At 60.6% G+C, this 20,845-nt stretch carries 19 protein-coding genes and 2 pseudogenes; 7 read left to right on the top strand and 14 right to left on the bottom strand.

Going from position 1 to position 20,845, the window contains the following annotated elements; genetic code table 11:
* From ACOQFP_RS22925 to ACOQFP_RS22915, 3 genes are all read left to right on the top strand, one after another.
* Nucleotides 1-401, top strand: a 401-nt coding sequence (locus ACOQFP_RS22925) for a transposase (RefSeq protein WP_421585648.1), incomplete at its 5' end; no start/stop codon positions are given.
* Nucleotides 402-543: 142 nt separating this feature from the next.
* A complete protein-coding gene (locus ACOQFP_RS22920; protein WP_421585647.1) occupies nt 544-1,071 on the top strand; it encodes a hypothetical protein in 528 nt (175 codons plus the stop codon).
* A gap of 384 nt (nt 1,072-1,455) precedes the next feature.
* Complete coding sequence (locus ACOQFP_RS22915) at nt 1,456-2,313, top strand: TIR domain-containing protein (protein WP_421585646.1); 858 nt, start codon at nt 1,456-1,458, stop codon at nt 2,311-2,313.
* A gap of 368 nt (nt 2,314-2,681) precedes the next feature.
* Here the strand turns inward: ACOQFP_RS22915 and istB (ACOQFP_RS22910) are convergent, their stop codons facing one another.
* Nucleotides 2,682-3,536 carry an IS21-like element helper ATPase IstB gene (gene istB / locus ACOQFP_RS22910; RefSeq protein ID WP_421585645.1) on the bottom strand — a complete coding sequence of 285 codons (855 nt, stop codon included), beginning with the start codon at nt 3,534-3,536 and terminating at the stop codon, nt 2,682-2,684.
* Between the two features lie 304 nt (nt 3,537-3,840).
* On the opposite strand from istB (ACOQFP_RS22910), the gene ACOQFP_RS22905 reads away from it, so the two are divergent.
* The gene (locus ACOQFP_RS22905; RefSeq protein ID WP_421585644.1) at nt 3,841-5,229 is read left to right on the top strand and encodes an IS21/IS408/IS1162 family transposase; all 1,389 of its coding nucleotides are present in this window, start codon (nt 3,841-3,843) and stop codon (nt 5,227-5,229) included.
* Nucleotides 5,229-6,072: pseudogene (gene istB, locus ACOQFP_RS22900) on the top strand (IS21-like element helper ATPase IstB). The gene ACOQFP_RS22905 and the pseudogene istB (ACOQFP_RS22900) overlap by 1 nt, the downstream one beginning before the upstream one ends.
* On the opposite strand, the gene ACOQFP_RS22895 reads toward istB (ACOQFP_RS22900), so the two are convergent.
* From ACOQFP_RS22895 to ACOQFP_RS22835, 13 genes and pseudogenes are all read right to left on the bottom strand, one after another.
* Complete coding sequence (locus tag ACOQFP_RS22895; RefSeq protein ID WP_421585643.1) at nt 6,064-7,341, bottom strand: IS21/IS408/IS1162 family transposase; 1,278 nt, start codon at nt 7,339-7,341, stop codon at nt 6,064-6,066. The pseudogene istB (ACOQFP_RS22900) and the gene ACOQFP_RS22895 sit on opposite strands and share 9 nt — an antisense overlap.
* 142 nt (nt 7,342-7,483) lie before the next feature.
* Nucleotides 7,484-8,606: pseudogene (locus ACOQFP_RS22890) on the bottom strand (transposase).
* A gap of 447 nt (nt 8,607-9,053) precedes the next feature.
* Nucleotides 9,054-9,842 carry a hypothetical protein gene (locus ACOQFP_RS22885; RefSeq protein WP_421585642.1) on the bottom strand — a complete coding sequence of 263 codons (789 nt, stop codon included), beginning with the start codon at nt 9,840-9,842 and terminating at the stop codon, nt 9,054-9,056.
* Nucleotides 9,843-10,243: 401 nt separating this feature from the next.
* Nucleotides 10,244-10,480: a hypothetical protein gene (locus ACOQFP_RS22880; protein WP_421585641.1), complete on the bottom strand. Its 237-nt coding sequence runs from the start codon at nt 10,478-10,480 to the stop codon at nt 10,244-10,246.
* A gap of 180 nt (nt 10,481-10,660) precedes the next feature.
* The gene (locus ACOQFP_RS22875) at nt 10,661-11,305 is read right to left on the bottom strand and encodes a transposase (protein WP_421585640.1); all 645 of its coding nucleotides are present in this window, start codon (nt 11,303-11,305) and stop codon (nt 10,661-10,663) included.
* Between the two features lie 315 nt (nt 11,306-11,620).
* Nucleotides 11,621-12,196 (bottom strand): PH domain-containing protein, encoded by a 576-nt coding sequence (locus ACOQFP_RS22870; protein ID WP_421585639.1) that lies wholly within the window; start codon nt 12,194-12,196, stop codon nt 11,621-11,623.
* A 326-nt stretch (nt 12,197-12,522) separates the two neighbouring features.
* A complete protein-coding gene (locus tag ACOQFP_RS22865) occupies nt 12,523-12,828 on the bottom strand; it encodes a hypothetical protein (RefSeq protein ID WP_421585638.1) in 306 nt (101 codons plus the stop codon).
* A gap of 822 nt (nt 12,829-13,650) precedes the next feature.
* On the bottom strand, nt 13,651-13,818 hold the full coding sequence (locus ACOQFP_RS22860; protein ID WP_421585637.1) for a hypothetical protein: 168 nt from the start codon (nt 13,816-13,818) through the stop codon (nt 13,651-13,653).
* Entirely contained in the window at nt 13,818-14,261 is a 444-nt protein-coding gene (locus ACOQFP_RS22855; protein WP_421585636.1) for a hypothetical protein, read from the bottom strand. The genes ACOQFP_RS22860 and ACOQFP_RS22855 overlap by 1 nt, the downstream gene beginning before the upstream one ends.
* 438 nt (nt 14,262-14,699) lie before the next feature.
* Complete coding sequence (locus tag ACOQFP_RS22850) at nt 14,700-15,254, bottom strand: hypothetical protein (protein WP_421585635.1); 555 nt, start codon at nt 15,252-15,254, stop codon at nt 14,700-14,702.
* A complete protein-coding gene (locus ACOQFP_RS22845; protein WP_421585634.1) occupies nt 15,220-15,705 on the bottom strand; it encodes a hypothetical protein in 486 nt (161 codons plus the stop codon). The genes ACOQFP_RS22850 and ACOQFP_RS22845 overlap by 35 nt, the downstream gene beginning before the upstream one ends.
* A 1,135-nt stretch (nt 15,706-16,840) precedes the next feature.
* On the bottom strand, nt 16,841-17,485 hold the full coding sequence (locus tag ACOQFP_RS22840; RefSeq protein WP_421585633.1) for a VWA domain-containing protein: 645 nt from the start codon (nt 17,483-17,485) through the stop codon (nt 16,841-16,843).
* 71 nt (nt 17,486-17,556) lie between these two features.
* Nucleotides 17,557-18,183 (bottom strand): DUF4352 domain-containing protein, encoded by a 627-nt coding sequence (locus ACOQFP_RS22835; RefSeq protein WP_421585632.1) that lies wholly within the window; start codon nt 18,181-18,183, stop codon nt 17,557-17,559.
* A 135-nt stretch (nt 18,184-18,318) separates the two neighbouring features.
* On the opposite strand from ACOQFP_RS22835, the gene ACOQFP_RS22830 reads away from it, so the two are divergent.
* Both ACOQFP_RS22830 and ACOQFP_RS22825 read left to right on the top strand, forming a co-directional pair.
* The gene (locus ACOQFP_RS22830; protein WP_421585631.1) at nt 18,319-19,554 is read left to right on the top strand and encodes a sensor histidine kinase; all 1,236 of its coding nucleotides are present in this window, start codon (nt 18,319-18,321) and stop codon (nt 19,552-19,554) included.
* A 38-nt stretch (nt 19,555-19,592) separates the two neighbouring features.
* Entirely contained in the window at nt 19,593-20,246 is a 654-nt protein-coding gene (locus tag ACOQFP_RS22825) for a response regulator (RefSeq protein ID WP_421585630.1), read from the top strand.
* The last annotated feature ends 599 nt before the right edge of the window (nt 20,247-20,845 follow it).

The following is a 20,845-nucleotide window of genomic DNA, read 5'->3' as shown; positions in this document are numbered from 1 at the left end:
TCGTCGGATACTCGATCGACAGCCGTATGAAAGCCTCACTGGCAGTATCTGCACTGCGAAACGCCGTCGATCAACGAGACCCGGACGGCACCATCGTCCACTCCGATCGAGGTAGCCAATTCCGTTCACGAAAATTCGTATATGAGCTGTCCCGCAACGGTTTACAGGGATCCATGGGGCGGGTTGGGGCGTGCGGAGACAATGCTGCGATGGAGTCATTCTTCGCGCTTCTGCAGAAGAACGTGCTCGACCGCCAGCGGTGGTCCACGCGAGAGCAGCTACGGCTGGCGATCGTCACCTGGATCGAACGGACCTACCATCGCAAGCGTCGCCAACGCCGGCTCGGCAAACTCACCCCAACCGAGTTTGAGACAATCAATCAGTCCGCACACGCGGCCTGAATCACTCAACCCAACGAGTCAACCGAACTCGGGGCAGTCCCATCATCCATCTCTAACTACAGCGACCCCGACTGACCCGGATTGGGGCTGAAGAGCAGCAATGGATACGTTTAAACAACACCTTGTTCAGAGGTCCGCGGGCATGGCGGGCTTCATTGCGCTGTTCTTCCTGGCCATCGCGTCCTGGTCGCTGTCGGCGGCAATCTGGCCTGGACTCCTGATACTCCTCCTGGCGCTGGTATACGGCGTATCGGTCGCCACCGGTGGAGCGTTCTTCGAGAATCTCATCGATACCGGACAACGCCTGTGGCCAATTGCGAGCGCAGCGGGCCACGAGATCCACACGTCACGAACGGGATCCGCGACATATCCGCGACCCATCTTGCCGATTGCAGATCCGGTGAACGCCAGTCCGAACCCGTTTCCTGCGCACACAGCAAGCCCTTTAGAGATACCAACACCGACTGCGAGCACGTCTAGTACATCGGCGGATCAGAACCGCGCCGCCGACCCCAACACAAGTCAGCAGACACTCATGAATCTCGCCGCGAGCCGACCTGAATTGCGGCCGACGATTGCCCTGAATCCCAATGCATATCCAGATCTGCTGACTTGGCTGAGCACAATCGGCGATCCTGCAATCGACGCAGCCCTTCGTCAGCGAGGGTAGTTCACCTCGGGTATTCAGACTGCGCCGGTCAGTTCCGAGTCGCGGACCAAGAGGCATCCTTGCAATGAGACTACTTGCACCCAGCTCTTTGCGGTGTCGACACGTCTGCGGCCAGCTATGTAGCTGAGTTCAGCAAAAGCGCCCGCTTCATCTCGCGGTCCTGGACAAACATTGTCTTCGACGAGTCGGACTACTATATGAAGGTTGCAGCGAAGGACCAGAGGCGGGCGGGCTCGCATTGAGGTGTTCGCGCTGTACGACGGGGCGCGTGAAGACGTACGACTCGCCTCAGATTTTGCGAGCGTGTGTGTGGAAGCAATCGACATACGGACCAGTACTAGTGCAGACGGTGAATCTTATGCACGGCACTGATACCGTTGTGCTGTGGCCGACGACGAGAACGCATCTGGCAAGACCAAGGTATTCATCAGCTGGTCGGGCGCACAGTCCCAAGCGATTGCTTTAGTCTGGCGCGACCTGCTGAATTCAACCTTTGAGAGTGTCGAGCCCTTCGTTTCGCGGGCTGACATCGACGCAGGCTCACGTGGATTTGATGACATTAAATCGAAGCTTGACGGAAGCAGTTTCTGCATCGCGATCGTATCGCGGGCAACTGAGATGGCACCATGGATCAACTTCGAAGCAGGTGCACTCTCGAAGCAGGTCTTCGACGCCAAAGTCCGCGTCGTTCCATGCCTGGTTGACTACGACAGTGAAAGTGAACTACAGGGTCCACTAAAGCAGTTTCAGGCCAAGATGCTCCACAAGGAAGGCATTCGCGAGACTCTTCAAGCACTGGCGAAGGTTGTCGGTACAGAGTGGGACAAAAAGCAACGCGGCTTTGAAAGCATGTGGACGCATTTTGACTCGGAGTTTGAAAAAGGTAAGGAGACTCAATCCAAGAAGTTAGCCCCTCGTGGCGAAAAGGACATGCTGAAAGAGGTCGTGACGTTAACGCGCGACATTTCGGAGCAAGTTTCCTCTCTGCAAGAGAAGATTGAGACCACGCAAAGCGCGTTTCATAAGATTGAACCGAAGTACATCGTAGCGAGAGTTGAGTTGCGAGATTACTTAACAGAAAAATTTGGAAAGATTCCCGCATATCCTCGACTTGTTGTAAACATGGAGGTTCTTTACCTGCTGGCCCGGCCCGAAGTCTATAAAAATGACCAAGAATGGCTGGAAGAGTTCGCTGAAAAGTGGCAAATTAGAATCTTTCTTATTACACCTTCACAAAATTAGCTGCAGGTAGCTCCGCCCGTGATCCTATCGATTTTCAAGCTCTTCTTCCCAACGCTCTCCTGCAATGAAAAGAGCCAGAAGGTTGGACATGTGTTAACAATGTGCATGAACTAAAGCAGAATAAATTACGAGCCAAGCCTCGATCTCTCTTCCTGTTGACGTGGTCACCTGAGCGGTTCGAGATTGTGGATTTCGATTGCGCTCACCTCGATTCGGGCGTAGCGTTACGGTCGATGTCGATCGGTTGGCGCTCGGTTCCACTATCCGAGAGGGTTTCTTTCGAATGGTGCGGGTGAGGATTGGTGGTGATGGCGCTCATCGAAAGTGCTCAACTTCGCTCAGCGAAAGTGCTCACCCGGTAGCGGTGATCACTGTAGCGGTTGACGGGTCCCGGTGACGGCTTTGCGGAGTTTCTCCGAGCGTGCGTTGTGGTCGCGGAGCCGGTAGGAGTCACCGGACATGTCGAGGACTACGGATCGATGCAGGAGGCGGTCGAGCATGGCTGCTGCGACAGTGTCGTCACCGAGGACCGTGCCCCACGATCCGACTCCGCGGTTGCTCGTGATCACGATCGATGTCTTCATATACCTTTGCGAGACAACCTGAAACAACGCCGACGCCGACTCTCCCGGTAGCGGCAGATACCCGAGTTCGTCGATCACCAAGAGCGTCGGCCCGGCGTAGAACCGCATCGTCGTCGCCCACCGACCTTCGATCGCGGCCCGGTGACATCGAGCGGCGAGATCGGCAGCGGTGGTGAAATACGTCCGATACCCGGCATGTGCAGCAGCCCGCGCCAGCCCGACCGACAGATGCGTCTTTCCGACCCCGGGCGGCCCGATAAGCAGCACATTCGTCGCGGTCTCCAAATATCTGCAGGTCGCGAGTTCATCGATCAGCTTCTTGTCGACTCCGGCCGCGTTGTCGAAGTCGAAGTCCTCGAGCGATGCCGGGGTCGGCAGGCACGCGAACCGCAACCTGCCGGTCAACCGCCGCGCTTCGGTGGCAGCGACCTCGATCGACAACAACCGCTCCAACGCTGCCGTCACCGACAGCTCCTCCTCCGCGGCCTGGTCGAGTACCGACGGCAGTGCTTCGGCGGCGTCGGCGAGTTTGAGGACCCCGAGGTGGCTGCGCAAACGTTGATACAGGCTCGCTGCTTCGGCGGTGTTCGGTGCGGGGAGGCGATCAGCGGTGGCACGTGGTGTCGGTGTTTCACTCATGCGAGAGTGTTCCTTCCCCGTGCGGCCCGCTCGTATGCCGAGAGGTCGATGACATCCGATGATGCTGCCGCGGAATCGGTTTCAGCTGTTCCTTCCGAGTTGTTCGTCCTATGGAAACGGCTGCCACGCAATACTTCTGCCGCTCTGAGCGCATCAGGCCCTGGTGGTGACGGCGCTCATCGAAATTCAGCAGTAACGCTCACCGAAATTCCCCACCCGTGTGGCACCGCCAACGAGGGCGGGCCTCCTACGAAGCTGATGGTCTCTGACCACGCACCAGCTACTCGAAGGAGACCCGCTCCTCATGCTTACACGGGAGGAAGACATGGAAGTACACGCCCTACGACAACGAGGCTGGTCGATCTCGGCGATCGCCAGACACACCGGCCGCGATCGCAACACGATCCGCAGTTATCTCAACGGCACCACCGCCCCCGGAGTGCGCAAACGCAGCGCACCGGACCCGTTCGAGATCTTCTTGGCCTACGTCACTGCCCGCCTGATCGACGATCCGCACCTGTGGGTCCGCACCCTGTGCGACGAACTCGAGGACCTCGGATATTCGATGTCGTACCAAACGCTGCACCGCAAGATCCGCGAGCTCAAGCTCCGTCCGATCTGCATAGCCTGCCTGACCGCCACCAAACGGCCCAACGCGGTCATCGATCACCCGCCCGGTGAAGAGACACAATGGGATTGGGTCGACCTACCCAACCCGCCCGCCTCGTGGGAGTGGGGATCGATGACACATCTGTTCGTCGGAACCTTGGCGTGTTCGGGGAAATGGCGCGGGATCCTCGCACCGGCGATGACCCAACCGCATGTCGTCGACGGACTCGACCGCATCTGCCGAGGACTCGGCGGAGTCAGCAGGGTGTGGCGGTTCGATCGGATGGCGACCGTCTGCCACCCCGACTCGGGGCGGGTCACCGCCAGCTTCGCGGGAGTCGCCAAACACTACGGTGTGTCCGTTGCGATCTGCCCACCGCGGCGCGGGAACCGCAAAGGCGCGGTGGAGAAGTCCAATCACACTGCAGCGCAGCGCTGGTGGAGAAACCTCTCTGATGATCTGAGCATCGAGCAAGCTCAGGCGAGTCTGGACCGATTCTGCGCTGTGCGCGGTGACACACGGTTGCGGCCCACGACAGATGGAAAGGCGTCGGTGGCGACGATCGCGACCACCGAGGGGCTGCATCCGATGCCGGCAGCTGCGTATCCGGCGATCCTGACCACCGAGCGGATCATCTCCCGTCAGGCGCTGGTGTCCTACCGCGGCAACCGGTATTCAGTTCCACCCGAACTCGCAAGTGCAGCAGTAACAGTGACGCACGTTCTGGGTGCCGACATCATCGACATCGTCACCACCTCGGGGATCACCATCGCCCGACACCGTCTCGCAGCCGATGGAACCGGCGTCATGGTTCGCGATCACGGGCACATCTACGCCCTCGAACAGGCCGCGATGGCCGGTGCGAACACCGGCCGACCACACCGCCGCAAGGAACGGATCCCACCCGGACCCGACGCCCTCGCAGCCGCAGAAAAGCTCCGAACAGGCTCCAAAGCAATACATTCCGAATCAGCAAGCAGATCCGAGACCGAGAGTGGTGCAGCCGAATCCGGCAACGGCGGAGCGATCGTCTACGACTTGTCGATCTATGAACGTGCATCGCGTGGAAGGAACACCCTCTGATGACCGACAAGAAAGCCATCGACCGGATGCCGGCACCGAACACGGCCGAAGCGGCCAGTCTCTATCAACGATTGCGTGGCCATCTCGCGGTCCTCAAACTCCACGACGCGGCCGAGGCGTTGCCGTCGGTCCTCGACCAAGCAGCAGCCGAGGACTTGTCGATGACCGCGGCGTTGGACCGCTTGCTCTCGATCGAGGTCGAGGCCACCGAAGTGCGACGGTTGACCGGGCGTCTGCGGTTCGCGTGTCTGCCGACACCGGCGTCGCTCGAGGATTTCGACTACGACGCCGCAGCCGGTGTCGACCGCAAGCTCATCGACGAGCTCGCGACCTGCAGGTATCTGGAGACGGCGACGAATGTGCTGCTCATCGGGCCGCCCGGGGTCGGAAAGACGCACCTGTCAGTCGGGCTCGCACGGGCTGCCGCGCATGCCGGCTATCGGACGTATTTCACCACCGCGGCCGATCTCGCCGCCCGTTGCCATCGAGCTGCACTGGAGGGGCGGTGGGCGACCACGATGCGGTTCTACGCCGGCCCGACCTTGCTGGTGATCGACGAACTCGGCTACCTACCGTTGCCCGGCGAGGCAGCGTCTGCACTGTTTCAGGTTGTCTCTTGGGCGGTATATGAAGACCTCGATCGTGATGACGACCAACCGCGGCGTCGGATCATGGGGCGAAGTACTCGGCGACAACACCGTCGCAGCAGCCATGCTCGACCGACTCTTGCATCGATCGGTCGTGCTCAACCTCGACGGCGATTCCTACCGCCTGCGAGACCACAACGCCAGATCGGAGAAGCTCCGCAAGACCACCACCGGAACCCGCCAACCACTACAGTGAAAACCGCTCACGGGTGATGAATTTCGCCGAGCACAACTGCTGAAGTTCGCTGAGCCTCGTCAGTGGTATCCGTTCTTTGCGGCGGTGCGGTTTACCGGTGTTCGCGGTCGCCATCGCGGCCCGTTCGAGCGCGACGACATGACCGCTGTCGCGGACGACCATGCCGAGACCGTCGGCGGCGACCGCATGCCTGGCGACAGTGGTGCCGGAAGCAGTGACGATGTCGAGATGACTACCACCGACCGGGCGGGTGACGGTGACCTGCGCGGACGCCAACTCCGGCGGCACGGAGTACTGGTTGCCGCGGTAGGACACCAACGCTTGCCGCGACGCCGTCCGACTGTCGCCGAGAATCACCGGATACGCCGTCGCCGGCGGTGCCTGCAAGGGCTCGGCCACTGCGAGGTCGGCGACAGTGCTGGTCCCGTCAGGGGTGTGGCGAGTGCGACTGTCGGAGATGGAGGCACAGATGTCGTCGAGATGCGCTTTGGCCTGCTCGACGCTCATATCCGGTAACGATCGCCACCATCGCTGCGATGCAGTGTGATTGGCTTTCTCGACGACACCTTTGCGGTTTCCTCGACGCGGTGGGCAGATCGCGACCGAGACCCCGTAGTACTTCGCGACACCGGCGAAGCTGGCGGTCACCGCACCGGACTCGGGGTAGCAGACTGTGGCCATCCGGTCGAAACGCCAGACCCGGGTTATGCCGCCGAGCGCGCGAACGACACGGTCGAGGTTGTCGACCAGATGCGGTTGATCCATCGACGGGGTCAACACCGCACGCCACTTCCCCGAATGCGCGAGGGAGCCGACCCACAGGTGTGCTGTTCTGCCCCAACCCCATTCAGTCGGCGGGTTCGGGAGGTCGACGTAGTCCCATTGAGTTTCTTCACCGGGTGGGTGGTCGATGATGGCGTTGGCTCGGTCGGTTGCGGTCCTGCAGGCCAGGCAGATCGGGCGCAGTTTCTGCTGCCGGATCTTGCGGGTCATCGTCGGGTACGACAGTGCAAAACCCAACGCCAATAGTTCGTCGAACAGAGCGACCGCCCACAGATGCGGATCTTCGCTGAATCGGTAGCGGATGTAGTCGACGAAGTCCTCGAACGGGTCCGGTGTCGACCTCTTTCGCATTCCGGCGGTGGTGGTGCCGTTGATGTAGTTGCGGACGGTTCGGCGGTTGCGGCCGGTATGGCGGGCGATGTCCGAGATCGACATGCCTCGTTTGTGCAGTGCGGATATCTCCATGTCCTCTTCCCATGTAAGCATGAGATCGCGGGTCTCCTTCGGGACGCTGGTGTGTGGTCAGAGACCATCAGCATCGGAGGAGGCCCGCCCTCATCGGCGGAGCCACACGGGTGAGCACTTTCAGAGATCAGATCTGGGCATTTTCACTGAGCGCCGTCAGTGGTCAGGCGGGATCGGTTAGCGCCGCCAATCGGGTCAGCGCGTTGACGATCAGGGCCGACCACGCGGCATCTGTCGACAACCGAAGGCGGGTGCGGCGGGCGTGAACGGCGATGCGTCCGGCGACGGAAGCGATTCGCAGGCGCAGCCGTTTCGGTTCCCATGCGCGTCGTGGTCTGTGAATCCGAGCATCTGTGTCCGTGCGATGCCACCGGGATGCGGGCATTCCTTTCTGATCACCACACATTCCTGGTGGCGACGTCGCGAGGTTGAGCACGCCGGTGGCGTCGATGACCCCTGCATCGTCACGGACCTTCTCGTCGGCGTCGATCGCGGCCGACCACGCACTGTCGGGGACCTCGCGCAGCGCGGTGACCATGGTGTCGGTGAGTCCGAACCCGATCGAACAGGAAACCCGCCATTGTTCAGCCACGACAGGAAGGCGTGACTGGCTCCGGCACCGTCGGTGCGCACCAGTATTTTCTTACCGGGCTGGTGGTGGTGAACGTCAGCAGCGCGAGCGCCTTCCGGGTGACGTCGATGTGGTCGGCGGCGGTGTTCGAGCCGGCATTTCCTGCCCGCAGTAGCGCGGCGAGACGCTCGCCGGTGCCGGTGTGTCCGTGGTCGACGAATGCCATCAGCGGGTGAAAGCCGAAGCCGCCTTTGTAGGTTGGTGCTGCGAGTTCTTTGTTGGAGTGGGCGGTGACGAGGGTGACATCGAGGTCGATGACGATCGGGTTCTGCGCGGTGATCTCGAGATCGGGTGCATCCTGACCGGCGTGTTTCCACGCCGCGGCGCGGGTCGAGGCTCGGGCGCTGTCGATAGCGATCAGCACTGCGGGCGCATCGGTGGCCAAGGTGGTGATCAGCCGGGAAACAGTCGGGTCGGAGGGAACTTTGCCGAACACACACGCATGCTCGGAGGGTCGCTATATCAGCTAGACAGTCTCCACCGATACTGACAGGTTGGTGATGATTTTGCCGGGGTCGAAGTGAGCCAACGGTTTACGCCAGAGTAAGAGGTGTTCCGAGGGGGCTGCGGTCAGTCCGGCGACGTGTGCGGTTCGCAGGAGCGTCACCGCGCCGGCGTGCGAGACGACCCCGGTTCCAGTGGAATCGACGGACAGGGTGGGGTACGACGACGTAAACTTGCTTGCCTAAACGATGCTCCTCGATCACGTGATTATTCAACCTTGAGACAAGTCGAATTATCGCAGCTCAGAGCACCATTCTTCTGTTCTGACGCGCCTCACCTACCTACCGGGTGAAAGCCCGAGGCTAGAACGACAATCTTGACCGTTTGATGCCGCGGCATTGGGCTGCTCCTTGGGCATGCGGCCGATCACCCGAGCTCGCACCGTCGGATACTAGGCGCGGCGTGTGTCACGACCATCGGAGCTGAAAAACTTCGCAGCTCGCCCTGGCGGCGGTGTGGAAGTCGTTGCATTGGGCGATCGGACGTCCACCGGGCCTTGTCCTGCTGGGTCCGTACCGTCCCGGCGCGACCCCATGCCGCCTGTTCGACAGCAAGCGGCCACGCCGGCCGAGACATAACCTTTAGAATTCCGAAAACATCAGTTGCATTGAGCGAGGAGTTTGGGAGCCGGAAACTGGGCGAGCCCCGCCGTTTGCCCCCATGCTGTCGAGAACGCATTGCAGTAGTTCTGTGCCGACGCCTGTGCGTCACCCGTGAGTCCGGCCAGGCCTGCGCACGAGGTCGACACAGCTGCACTCAGACCGCCAATGATCAAGTCGGATACCTTGCGCACCCCCGGGAGATTCGGCACTGTCTTCGACGAGTCCAGCAGTCCCTGCGCGAGCGCGCCGCACTCGCGGTAATCCGTGAAGATATTGCCTTCCCACCAAGCGGGGATCGCCCCGATGACCGAAGCGGTGCCACCCGTCACCCTCGTCGGGCTCCCGTCGATCGTCACCGTTACGCCGTCTTTGCGGTCGTCGGTGGAAATCAACGGCTTCCGTGCAGAGATGTCACGGCTCCCGCAAATTCCAGAAATCGCGTAACTCCCGTCGCCGTACGGGCCGAATCTCGTCGTGCCGTTACCGAATGCGTCAAGCTCGATGAACCTTGTGTCGACGTTGTTTCCCATAGACACGAAACAACCGTTGCCCGCTGGGCCATACGTGTTGACGGCGTCCCCACGGCCGGAAATACGTAAGTCTATAAAACCACCCGGGGCAGTCGAAATGGTTACCTGACCCATGTCCACACCTTGCGGCACTCCGAAGGCCGGGGTAATGGAGTCAGCCGATGCATTTGGCGCAAAGAACGCCCCGGTCCCGAGAATGAGCCCTGCTCCAACCACCATGGTGCCTAATTTGCGCATGAGCCCATTGGTTCGCATCTACTTGTCCTCCATGTCCTGTTTCGCTGAAGCTAGCACCGCGCACACGTATCAACCCAACCGACGACAGCAAATACTGCGAATGAATGACGGAGTGATCAGGCTGACGCGGGAGTCGACCATGACGTCTTCGCTTAATTCGACATCGCCAGTGCCGTTAAACCGGCGGCCCCGATTTACGGAAACGCCGCGTCCGGCCGTAATGTTGCTGGTCCCCTGATCCGGCTACACCGGCGGGACTAGCCTCGATCTTTCTCCGCGGTGACGTGTTGGTCCGAGTGGGTCGAGATTGAGTTTCGGACCCACCGGGGCACGATGGTGCGACCGATGTCGGTCGGTAGCGCTCGGCTCCACGGGTCGAGGAAAGGATTCTTCGTAGTTATGGTGTCGGTGAACTGCGGTCAGGCGGACGCGGGTGGCGCCGTCAATCGGGTGAACGCGGTGACGATGAGGGCTGACCACGTCGCGTTCTTCAACAGGCGCGGGTGGATTCGGCGGGCATGAGTGGAGGCCCGGCCCGCGATCGAGAACTGCTGCAGGCGAATAATCTTCGGTTCCCACCCGCTTGCTGCGTCTTCGGTGAAGCCGAGCATTTGAGTCCGCACCATCAGGTCGAGAGCGAGCTGGACGATGGCCAACCAGATGCGGTTCTAGTCGAACCCGTGCGACGGAAAATTGGTCAGCCCGGTGTCCTTGGCGGTGCGAATGCGGTCCTCGCAGCGGGAGCGGCGACGTGCCGCAATTCGAGATCTTGGACCTGACCGCGGACGGTGTTGGTGGCGAACGCGGTCATAGAAGCCCGTCGGCGTCGGTGAACCTCAGCTGCGCTGCGGGGTCCGGGTGTTCCTTCGGATGATCACGCGTATCCCGGTCGGCCACGTCGAGAAGGCCGGTGGCGTCGATGCCCCATACCCCGTCGCAGACCTTCTCGGCATGGTCGACGGCGACCGAACACGCACTTTCGGGGAAGCAGCGCTCAGCGCGGTGACCATCGCGTCGGTGAGCCCGAGGCCGATCGAGTAAGACACCCGCTTGTTGTGTAACCATGTCATGAATGTGTGGCTGGCTCCGGCACCGTCGGTACGGACTATCACCGTCCGGCCCGGACAAGGTCCGATTGCAGAGCGTAACTTTGCCAGTGCTTTTCGTATGACCTTGAGATGATCGGCGGCCGTGCTCGAGCCGGCGATGCCGGGCCGTAGCAGTGCTGCGACGGGTTCACCGGTCTCGCCCACGCCGTGGTCGACGAACGCCAACAGGGGATGAAATCCGAAGCCTCGTTTGTAGGTCGGGGCTGCAGCTTCTTTCTCCGAGTGCGGGGTGACGAGGGCGGCATCGAGGTCGATGACGATCGGGTTTTGAGCGGTAACATGATGATCGGGCGCGTGTTCGCCGGCGTGTTCCCAAGCCGCGGCTCGCGCCGATGCACGAGCGGTGTCGATCGCGCAACACTGCGGGGACATTTGCGGCCAACACAGCCATCAGACGGGACACGGTCGGATCGGCGGGCACTTTGCCGAACACGGCGCTGTGTTCGCGGAGTGTTGCGATGTCAGCGAAGCAGTCTCCACCGAGCGCCAACGACACTGACAGGTCGGTGATGATCTTGCCAGAATCGAAATGTGCCAACGGTCTCCGCCACGAGGAGAGATTCTGCGAGAGTGCAGTTGTGAGTCCGGTGACCTCAGTGGAGCGGAGCAGGAACGCAGCAAAGTCATCCGAATGAATGACAAAGGCATCCACCGGCACCTATCCATCACAGCCGCCTGGCCGATCAATTATCGATCCAGCAGTTTCCGCTTCTGACCCTCGAACTCCTCGGGCGTCAGGACGCCCAAATCCCGCAGTTCTGCCAGCTCACGCAACTCGGCAGCAATACCGGTCGGTGTAGCCGTCGGACTGGGTGCGGACTGCTGCGGTTGAGACCGTTCCCTGGTCACGGCCTCTACACGTTCGCGAATGATCGCGGAAACAGCCTCGGCCTCGGACTTTCCGATGTTCTCGATGATGCGAGACGCACCGCCGGTGTGAATCACGATCTTCGCGAGAAGCATCCCGCGAGTCGTCGTTACCGACGAGATCCGGTCGTACGGAAAGTCCTCGTGACTGTGGTTTACCAATCCCTCCGAAACAAACAGTGCACGCCGGCTGGTCGCGACCAGAAGGCCGTTGTTGTTACCCGTTCGGCCACCGGCCATCACGAGAACGGTCTCGCCGGCGTTAAGGTACTCGGGAAGTTTTTTGATGTCCCGTTTCTTCCCCATCTTGTCCCCGACGCGATCCCACGCGGCAGCGATATCCGGGCGCATTTCCTCAGACACAAGCCCTCCAAGCCTTTCGTAGAAGTAGATCAAAATTACCCGCTGCAGTCTCGCGGAAATCTTAAAACACTGGCGACACTTCCGTTTTCAGTTGGACTCCAACTCACCAAGCGACGGTGAGTGCGGTCGAGGTCCGGTCAGCAATTCGCCGACTCACCGATTTCACGAAGGACAAACGGACTGACCTCCTCCGACAGAGATGGGTCTACACATGCTGGTCGGACGTCCCGCAGTAGCGGCGGGGCGGAGCGTGATCATTCGAGGTGCCCTCCTGGCGTCCGAGCGCAGTGCAGCGGATCTCACTCGAAATAGATCGCCAAACCAATAGGTCTGTTACAACCGCAGGTCGGACCACATACTCAGCACGGAATGATGTAGCTCGGATCGGTGGTCGAATCCAACCATTTGCCGTACGAAGCACCACCCGCTGCGTCGACGGCAGCGCATACTGACTGCTCCGTCGAACCCGCGGTACGGTAGACGGCATAGATCGCATTTCCATCTGCAGTCTGCTGCCGAAGAGAGGCACAAGCGTTGTCTGTACGGAGATACAACGAACCCACGTTCGATGCCAACTGTGACGCAATCTCCTGCGCATACGTCGCCGGGTTGGTCGCCGAATAAAGAACGGCGATGCCGGTACCGTCGCAACGCGGCACGGACATCGGCGTCTCCAGCTGCAGGTCGCCTCGTGGCGGCACCGCCGCTGCCGGTTGTGGCGTGGGCGCTACTGGAACGGCTGCCTCTGGAGTCGATGCCGGCGAGGCTTCAGCCTGTGGCGCGGGCACCACCGAGACAGTCGTCTGAAGTGTGGACACGTTGGGAGGTGGCAGCGTAGACGGCTGCTGCGCCTGCGCAGGTATCTCCGCACCCACCGCGGTCGTGTCCGACGATGAGGTGGCAGCTACGGCGTACCAAGCGCCTGCGACGACTGCAATGAGCATCACGAGAGCCCCTCCCACCGCCAAAATCTGCTTCCTGGGCGACCGGCCTGTCCTAACAGGTTGAGTCGGGGAAGCATCCGACTTGAACACAGGTGCAGGAAAAGAAGGCGGCGATGAATGATCCCGCGGGGACGAGGATTCGTTCGACGGTCGAGTTGATTCTCCCACCGCTGAATGGTCGCATCTACAAGCGCCAAAGACCATCATCGGCTCAAGCACACCCCCCCAACGAGCTGAAACCGTTGTCGGTCGCCGAATCCCACCACGATCATCGCCGGACGGCAGTATCTCGCTGACGCCGTCTTACCGATGTCAACGCAACAGCGGAATCCATCACAAGTTGTAAAAACTCGTTACGGCGACCGAAGTGGCCGAAGGGAGGACGCAAACCTCACCGCCTGCCGACACCATGCTGTGGGCGCCCTCGCGTAGGAGGAACTCCACGACGGAAGTGGGGCCACAGATTGACCTTGGTACTTCAATGGGAAGGCAGCGACGCAGGTCGTGCACCGACGAAGGACAACAGGCTACTCGGCCTGGCTTCTAGTCAGGCCTGATGTTGTCATCGACATCGTGGTCCTGCGACCGGAAGCCGCTCAGGTCGGCCGGTGGAGCATTACGCCGATACTGGCCGTCAGTCCAGAAGCTCCACGTCGACCACACACCCGCAATAGCCAAACCGACGAAGATCAAGAAAAATATGGCACTCATCACGATGCTCCTGCGACAGGCCGCTCGGTAAACACGCTCCTGGCACTCGGATCGTCACGCTGCACCTCTTCGCCCAGTTTGACAGCAAAGTTGCGATAGCTTCGATAGCCGACGAGAGATTTCGGCGTTACCGGAATGAACATGATTGTTTCTTGGGTAGTTTTGAACGACTCAATCCTGGTCGTAGCTCGCGAACCACCAGGGGTATCAGAAATGTCGACCCGAAATGTCATCAACTCCGAGAAACCGCCAAGGCCGCGAATCGAGAAGTGCACACGTCCTGGAGTTGCGCCCTCCAGGCGTACACCCTGAACCGAGGGTGCAAGCTGTTGACACAAAGCTGCTACCGCGTCTGCGCTCAACGTCGACTCGATTTCGACTGTCGCGTTTGATTTCTTGTGCTTTGCAGCCATCTTCTGCGCTCCTTGCAGTTCGGATTCCACTCCCTGCGAGCGTAAATCGGCTCGCCTGTCGATTCCATACTCCAATCGGCCGTCGTTCGAATGAATGAACGAATTGTCCGATTCGGACCGCCATGCCATTTCCCCGGGGAGAGGGTCAGCCTCATCTCAACCAGTATGCCGCGAGGGAAATTTCGGCAGCACCCACAAAGCACCTCAGGTTAATCGATTAACGGACCAACCCCGGCGCATGGCGACCGTGGTCGTACTTGACGTCTTCAAGCGGGTGGTGCCAGCTTGAGCTGTCGAAGTTTCTGCCTTGCGGATTCAGGCAACTTGACCTGTCCGAAGATCGAATAGCGCAGTGGGCTCCCATCCTTCAGAGGTGAGTCTGCAACTTATAGCATTTCGATGGAGATGCTAATATTCAATCAAATTGATCGGCCCAAGGATTCCGACAAAAGAACCGATTAGCCTCGACTATATCCAATCGATGACAGGGCCCGCCGGAAGTCTCGTTCCCGGTTCCATGACTATCTCACGGGGAGAGGAGGATGCGCCGCCACTCGTTTTTACTTCGAAGAAACGATGACTGCCCTCACTGTAGAGCGCAGGAGCCACGCTAAAAAGCACACTACTGCCACTGGGATCTGCCGCAACATCGCCGATCGGATTTTCACTCTCTGGAGACAGTTGCTCACCAACGCCTGGAATGCATCCGTCGTCCAGATAGGAGAGTGTCTCACCCTCCCCCAGCTGGCGAGGTGCCTCCCACTTCCACACGCTTCCGTCGCCGGTCTGATCGGACTGCGCAAGACGTAGGTAAGCGTTGGTGTCACGAATATCCCACGCTATAGAGCATCCGACGGATCCTATCGGCAGGTATATCGCCGCTGGATGGTTTTCGGACCCCGGTGCTGTGCCGATCACCTCGCCGCTATCCACATCGAATGTGAGGTAAGTATGGCCTTCAATCTCGAAGCGTTGCGCAATCAAATTGTCACTGGAATCGAAAGCAGGATCCGAGAGCCGCATGGAATGCTACGAATGGGCTGCCCGATTTACCCATTCTGCTGACATTTACCACGTCATCTGTGCCCGATTTCATATATCCGATACCATCGCCCCCTAGGCTTACCGCGACCTGTGTGAAATCCGAGTTGAAATTCGGCCTAGCTTCTTGCCCTCTGCTCCCCATGTTGAAGTCCAGGCAAGCACCATAGCCGCCACCATAAGAAGGGAACGACGCAATGTCCGTCGTTTTTCCGGTGTCGATATTCAGAACGTAGACGACCAACCCTTCGTCGCCAAAGCAACTGGCGTAGACAGGTCCATGAGGGTTTTCCTCGGACTTCTGGAGTGGCGATGTGGGAACCACAGAACTCGCGGTGTCCATTGCCTCGGTTGTGACAGCCGCGTTGCTGGTGGCGGTAAGAACAGCTTTCATTTTTTTATCAGCTCTGTCGAGCCATTGACAAATATTCACTGATTGGACAGCAAGCCTGGCCGAGACGGCAGCCTGACCCTTCCTGGTTTCCGATTAGAGGCCACGGAAGTGAGGTCACGGTCGAGTCCACGATCGAAGAGCTCGACTCCCCAAACACGATCAACCACCGACCACCCCCATTGCGGCTGAAAAGCCGAGAATCCGAGTTTCAGGTTTCAAGAGACTTTTCTGACTAAGACCGGTCCATGTTAAGCCAAACGTACGACTAGACATCGCGAATACTCTGTGTAACTATTCCATGGCAACCACCGGAAAAGGATGGACCACCATGGCTTTTGGCAGTAAAACACGCGCCCCAAAATTGCAGATCCAAGTCGAATTCGATCACGCTGGTCGAACGTACCGTGTCGAACTCCCCGGCACTGAGTACAAGGATGCCGAACCGCACCCGCTCAATGTCAGTGACTTTTACAGTGGCGTCTGGAAGCTGAACGATCTAACCTCCGGTACCGTAATCTACGGAAACCTGTCCAATTTTGGCCCGATCCGGTTGGTACCTCAACAGATTCAGTAACCCGCGCCCACCAACCTCGATCTTTGTTCCATTTGTTGTATTGTCCTCACGACTTCGGTTCGGAGCGGAGCTGGCATCGGGCACCCTGTTGGTGGTCGACAACGCGCAGAACTTCGAGGTAGGTCTGACCGGCGAAAGAACGAATCTTCCTGTGCCATATAGCCTCAGCACCAAGTTTCCCGTTCGTCAGTCTCGACGGTGTGGCCGAGGTGGCAGCCCGGACTCTGGTCGAGACGGTGACAGGCCGAGCGGTGACGATGGAGTCTTTGGGCTTGAGAGCGGATGAGGTTGCACGGCAACGAATTAAGTTCCCGAGCGAAACATCGTCTCTCAGCAATGTTCGAGTACTACAACGGCCGCGACTTCCTCGCCACTAGCGCTGTTACCGCAGCGCTACTGGGCCGGGGAGCCGACACCTGTCCGCACTCTGATCTGTTAGCGGGGGTCACGCGGGCGATTACTTCACGCAGCCGCTGCTTCTGCTGTTCCCAATCTCGTGTGAGATCGCCGCCCAGCGTCGCCGTGCACGCGTTCCCTTCAGCCCCAGACCGGGCGAGCGTCGGGCTTCGCAGCGCCTTCGGTTGACATCGCCCATCCCTCCTATTCCCCTAGCGCTCGTCTGCGGTCCTCCGTGCTGAATGCCGATACCGAACACGCATCGACACCGGCCGAACGCTTCCGCTGCTGGTAGTCCGCCACCGAATCGAAGGCTGCTGTCACGCCGACCGACGTCGAGACGTACGTCTTCGATTTGCCGCGCTGAAAACCCAGATCGGCACCGACCTCGACCGCGTCGATGTTCGATCCCGGGAACACGAAGTCCGAGCTGTACTCGGCCTCCTGCCGTTCGATCAGCTCTCGCACAGCAAAATTCGTCCACTCCCGCCTCGCGTTCTCGTGACCGTCGGCCATCACATGCCCCATCACCGAGCCGGGACGCCCGTCCTCCGGCATCGCGTCCAGACCCGCACCGACCTCGCTGGCGAGCCGCCTGATCGCGTCGTGCAACGCGGTGCTGCCCCGCGGCTCGAGCACGAGCGGGTCGACGTCGTTGATGGGCGTGTTGTCGTAGACCAGCTCGTACCGATCGTCGAACTGCGCGAGGGTGACCACGTTCCGACCGTCGGCCTCACGCTCCTTGGCGATGAACGAGTCGAACCCGCCACGGGTGTCGTCGGCGACGGAATGCATCGAGCCGGACCGGTCGAGCAATGCGGCCACGAGAAAAAGTGTCGAGTTGGTCATGATGTCCTTCCCTAGGACGCAACCGGAACTGCTATAGATGAATCGAGAGAACGGAGAGCGACTAGCGACGGCTACCGAAGTGCGACTGTCGTACCGCCCGAGAAGGCCGAATCGTGCACCTCGATCTCGGCAGGCACGGTCCCGACGGGGACGTCGAATACGACGGTCGTGTCCAGCGCGTTGCCCGGATTGATCTGTTCGTAGCCGATGCCCTCGTCGAGGTAGGCAGTCGCAAGGCTGTCGACGGAGTACTGCTTGCCGTCCGCGTCGAGCAACTTCTGCGAGGACGCGTCCAAGCTCTGCGCACGATCGCCGATGTTGCGCACGGACATCGTCACCTGGACGAACTCGCCCTGAGCGGTCTGCGTCAAGTACTCCGAGCCGACCGTCGCGACGGGTGGTGCGACCGTGGTCACGACGAACTCGAACTTGCCGTCGCGCACCGGAACTCCAATCGCCGGCCGCCCCGGCTCGGCCGGTGCTGCAGGAGCCGCGGCCTCCGAGTCCGAGGATCCGGCCGGCGCGGGAGCCGTCGGGGTCTCGGAGGAACCGCCACCGATGAGCCGGATGAGGACACCCAACACGACGATTGCCAGTGTGACGGTCAGGATCTTGTGCCGGGCAAACCAACTCTTCTTCTGCTCGGGAGCGGGCGGGGCGTACGGCTGCTGCTGGGGGTTCGGGTTGTGGTTGGTCATGTCGAAATTCCTCTCGTTCGGCGATGCATCAACCACACCGCAGTCGGCCGTGTCCGCGCCTCGGCAGACCGGACGGTGTGCCTCCTCCTTTCGGTCGCATCCGATCGGTCATGCGGGCCGTTCGGACGATTCACGGTGTCGGTGCTCGGCCGTACGCTGCAGTTCGTGAGCACCCACCGGACAGGCACCCTGCGCCGCAAGGCCTGGACTACGGCGGCAGTGGCCTTCAGCCTGTTCTGCTCGTTGATGACCGCCGGGTTGGCGGGCTCATCCGGGACGCCGGGCTGGAACCTAGGAATCGGCGTCACGCTCAACCTGATCGCCGGTGTCGCACTGATCTGGCGGCACGAACGGCCATGGGTGGTTCTGGGACTGGCGTTGGCCGGTCCACTGTTCTTCGCCACCGATGCGACAGCGGCGTTGATTGCCCTGTTTGCTGTCGGTGCGTTCGCACGAACCAAGCTGCTGGTAATGGCCGCAGCCGCGGTGAACGTCGCGTGCGGGGTGTCGTTGACGTACGACGCGCATCGCAGTCGGTACTACTCCGTGCTGACCCTCGGTTCGACGAAGGCCGAGGACGGGTCCATTCCGGTGGAGTGGGACGTCCCAGCGTGGATTCCGTGGGTCGTCGCGGCGGTGCTCGTCGGGTTGGTCGTGGGTGGAGCAATACTGCGCCGCACGCGGTCCGACCTGACGGAGGCCGTGGTCACGCGAGACAAGGCGACGGTAGAGTCCAACGCTCTTCGTGAGGAGATGCTGCTGAACGCGGAACGTGCCCGCATTGCCCGCGACATGCACGACACTCTCGCTGCCAGCCTCAGCCGCATCTCGTTGTTCGCGGGCGGAATGCAGGTCAACAGCGGCGATGGACCCGAGAAGGTAGCTCAAACGGCGTCGATGATTCGGCAGACTGCGCACGATGCGCTTGATGAGTTGAAGCGCATTATCGGCGTGCTGCGGGGATCGGCCGATGCTTCGAGCGGTGGCCGGCAGAGTGTCGAGGGCATCTCCGATCTGGTGTACTCGGCGCGTGACGCGGGCTTGCACACGTCGCTGATGCTCGATGTGACGCCCGGCGAGATCGGCGCTGCGAGCAGCCATGTGGCGTATCGGGTGGTGCAGGAGTCGCTCACCAACGCGCAGAAGCACGCTGGCGGTTCGACCATTCGGGTGGCGGTGTACGGGTCTGATCAGACGGGCGTGCGCGTCGATGTGCGCAATCAGCTGATGGGGCAACCGGCCTTTGCGCATGGGTCGGGCACGGGTTTGGCGGGATTGACCGAACAGGTCCAGGGAGTGGGCGGTACGTTCACCGCCGGTGCCCAGCCCGGCGAGTTCGTGGTGTCGTGCTGGTTGCCGTGGTACTCCTGACGGGCAGTGTCGGAGTCGCGTTCTAAGCTCAGCGAACCATGACAGCGCCAGCCGTGATCACAGTTCTGATCGTCGACGACGACCCCTTCGTTCGGCGTGGAGTGACGGACATCTTCGCGAAGACCCCGGACATTTCGGTGGTGGCCGACGTGGAGGACGGCGACCAGGTGCCTGCTGCGGTGGCGGCGTTCCGGCCGCACGTGGTGTTGATGGACCTTCAGATGCGCCGCATAGGTGGACTGGACTCCACCCGCGAGTTGATGACGCTGGCCCATCCCCCGAAGGTCATTGCGATGACAGCGATGGACGTGGACGATCTGGTGGTCCGGGCCATCGAGGCTGGGGCGCACAGTTTTCTGAGCAAAAGCGAGGCACCCGAGACGTTCCATCAGTCGGTTCGAGCAGTGGCATCGGGCAACACGTTGTTCAGTGAGGATTCGCTGCGGAAAATTGTGGAGACGTCGACGCTGCCGGCGGCCACGACATCGGTTTCGATGGACGTGCTGAGTCCGCGGGAGCGAGATGTGCTGCGTATTTTGGCTACTGGTTCGACCAATGCCGATATCTCCTCCGAGCTGTACCTCAGCGAGACCACGGTGAAGACCCATATCTCCGGGATCTTCGTGAAACTCGGTGTGCGCAATCGAGTCGAGGCGGCACTGGCTGCCTTCAGAGCGGGAATGGTCACGTGAGCGAGCCGAGCCAAAACCGCTGATCGTCAATCGAATTCGCTTTGCACGTATCTCGCGTTCATGTTCGTGCCTTCCACTCTGCTCGAATCGATCTGCACGAGGAGCCACGTGACCGCACCGGTTGCCGGCCAGCCCGCAACGAGCACGCTGTCCGGGCATGTGTTCGTGGTTCGCGGTCTTCTCGAGTCCATTGCGTGCGATGCCGTCATCGCGCCAACCAGCTCAAGCCTTCACCCGCGCTACACGTGGTTCTCGGTGTCGAGGACGGTGGGGTTCACGTCCTACAGCAACGTGTCGCCGTCTCACCCGGCGTTTCCCACCCACGCATGCTGTGGGCTTGGTCACCAAACGTGGCCGGCGTTCATTTACTAGAGGGCAACCTGTAGCGAGCCGAACACACTCGATAGATTTGCTTCGAGGCTGGTCAAAGAATTCAGGAAGGCAAATGGTGGGAATGTCCACAGAGGTCGTATTTCGCTCACTCGGCAACGGCGAATTCGAATGCGAGGTTCGCAGCCCGGAAGGTTTGACGATGCGCTGCAACGGCGCACTCGACGACCTGGAGCCTCGCGTCCTGGGTGACGACGCATTGGGCACCA

Source organism: Rhodococcus sp. MALMAid1271, from assembly GCF_049195265.1.
Lineage (GTDB): Bacteria > Actinomycetota > Actinomycetes > Mycobacteriales > Mycobacteriaceae > Rhodococcoides.
The sequence above is the reverse complement of the archived record's forward strand: the minus strand, read 5'-3'. Positions and strand labels throughout refer to the sequence as shown.

What these genes read in the sequence shown, in the direction of transcription:
- ACOQFP_RS22920 (WP_421585647.1), top strand. Translation starts at nt 544, where the DNA reads ATGGCGGGCTTCATTGCGCTGTTCTTCCTGGCCATCGCGTCCTGGTCG.
- istB (WP_421585645.1), bottom strand. Translation starts at nt 3,536, where the DNA reads ATGAGTGAAACACCGACACCACGTGCCACCGCTGATCGCCTCCCCGCA.
- ACOQFP_RS22905 (WP_421585644.1), top strand. Translation starts at nt 3,841, where the DNA reads ATGCTTACACGGGAGGAAGACATGGAAGTACACGCCCTACGACAACGA.
- ACOQFP_RS22895 (WP_421585643.1), bottom strand. Translation starts at nt 7,341, where the DNA reads ATGCTTACATGGGAAGAGGACATGGAGATATCCGCACTGCACAAACGA.
- ACOQFP_RS22885 (WP_421585642.1), bottom strand. Translation starts at nt 9,842, where the DNA reads ATGCGAACCAATGGGCTCATGCGCAAATTAGGCACCATGGTGGTTGGA.
- ACOQFP_RS22875 (WP_421585640.1), bottom strand. Translation starts at nt 11,305, where the DNA reads ATGTCCCCGCAGTGTTGCGCGATCGACACCGCTCGTGCATCGGCGCGA.
- ACOQFP_RS22865 (WP_421585638.1), bottom strand. Translation starts at nt 12,828, where the DNA reads ATGTCCGTGCCGCGTTGCGACGGTACCGGCATCGCCGTTCTTTATTCG.
- ACOQFP_RS22860 (WP_421585637.1), bottom strand. Translation starts at nt 13,818, where the DNA reads ATGAGTGCCATATTTTTCTTGATCTTCGTCGGTTTGGCTATTGCGGGT.
- ACOQFP_RS22850 (WP_421585635.1), bottom strand. Translation starts at nt 15,254, where the DNA reads ATGCGGCTCTCGGATCCTGCTTTCGATTCCAGTGACAATTTGATTGCG.
- ACOQFP_RS22840 (WP_421585633.1), bottom strand. Translation starts at nt 17,485, where the DNA reads ATGACCAACTCGACACTTTTTCTCGTGGCCGCATTGCTCGACCGGTCC.
- ACOQFP_RS22835 (WP_421585632.1), bottom strand. Translation starts at nt 18,183, where the DNA reads ATGACCAACCACAACCCGAACCCCCAGCAGCAGCCGTACGCCCCGCCC.
- ACOQFP_RS22825 (WP_421585630.1), top strand. Translation starts at nt 19,593, where the DNA reads ATGACAGCGCCAGCCGTGATCACAGTTCTGATCGTCGACGACGACCCC.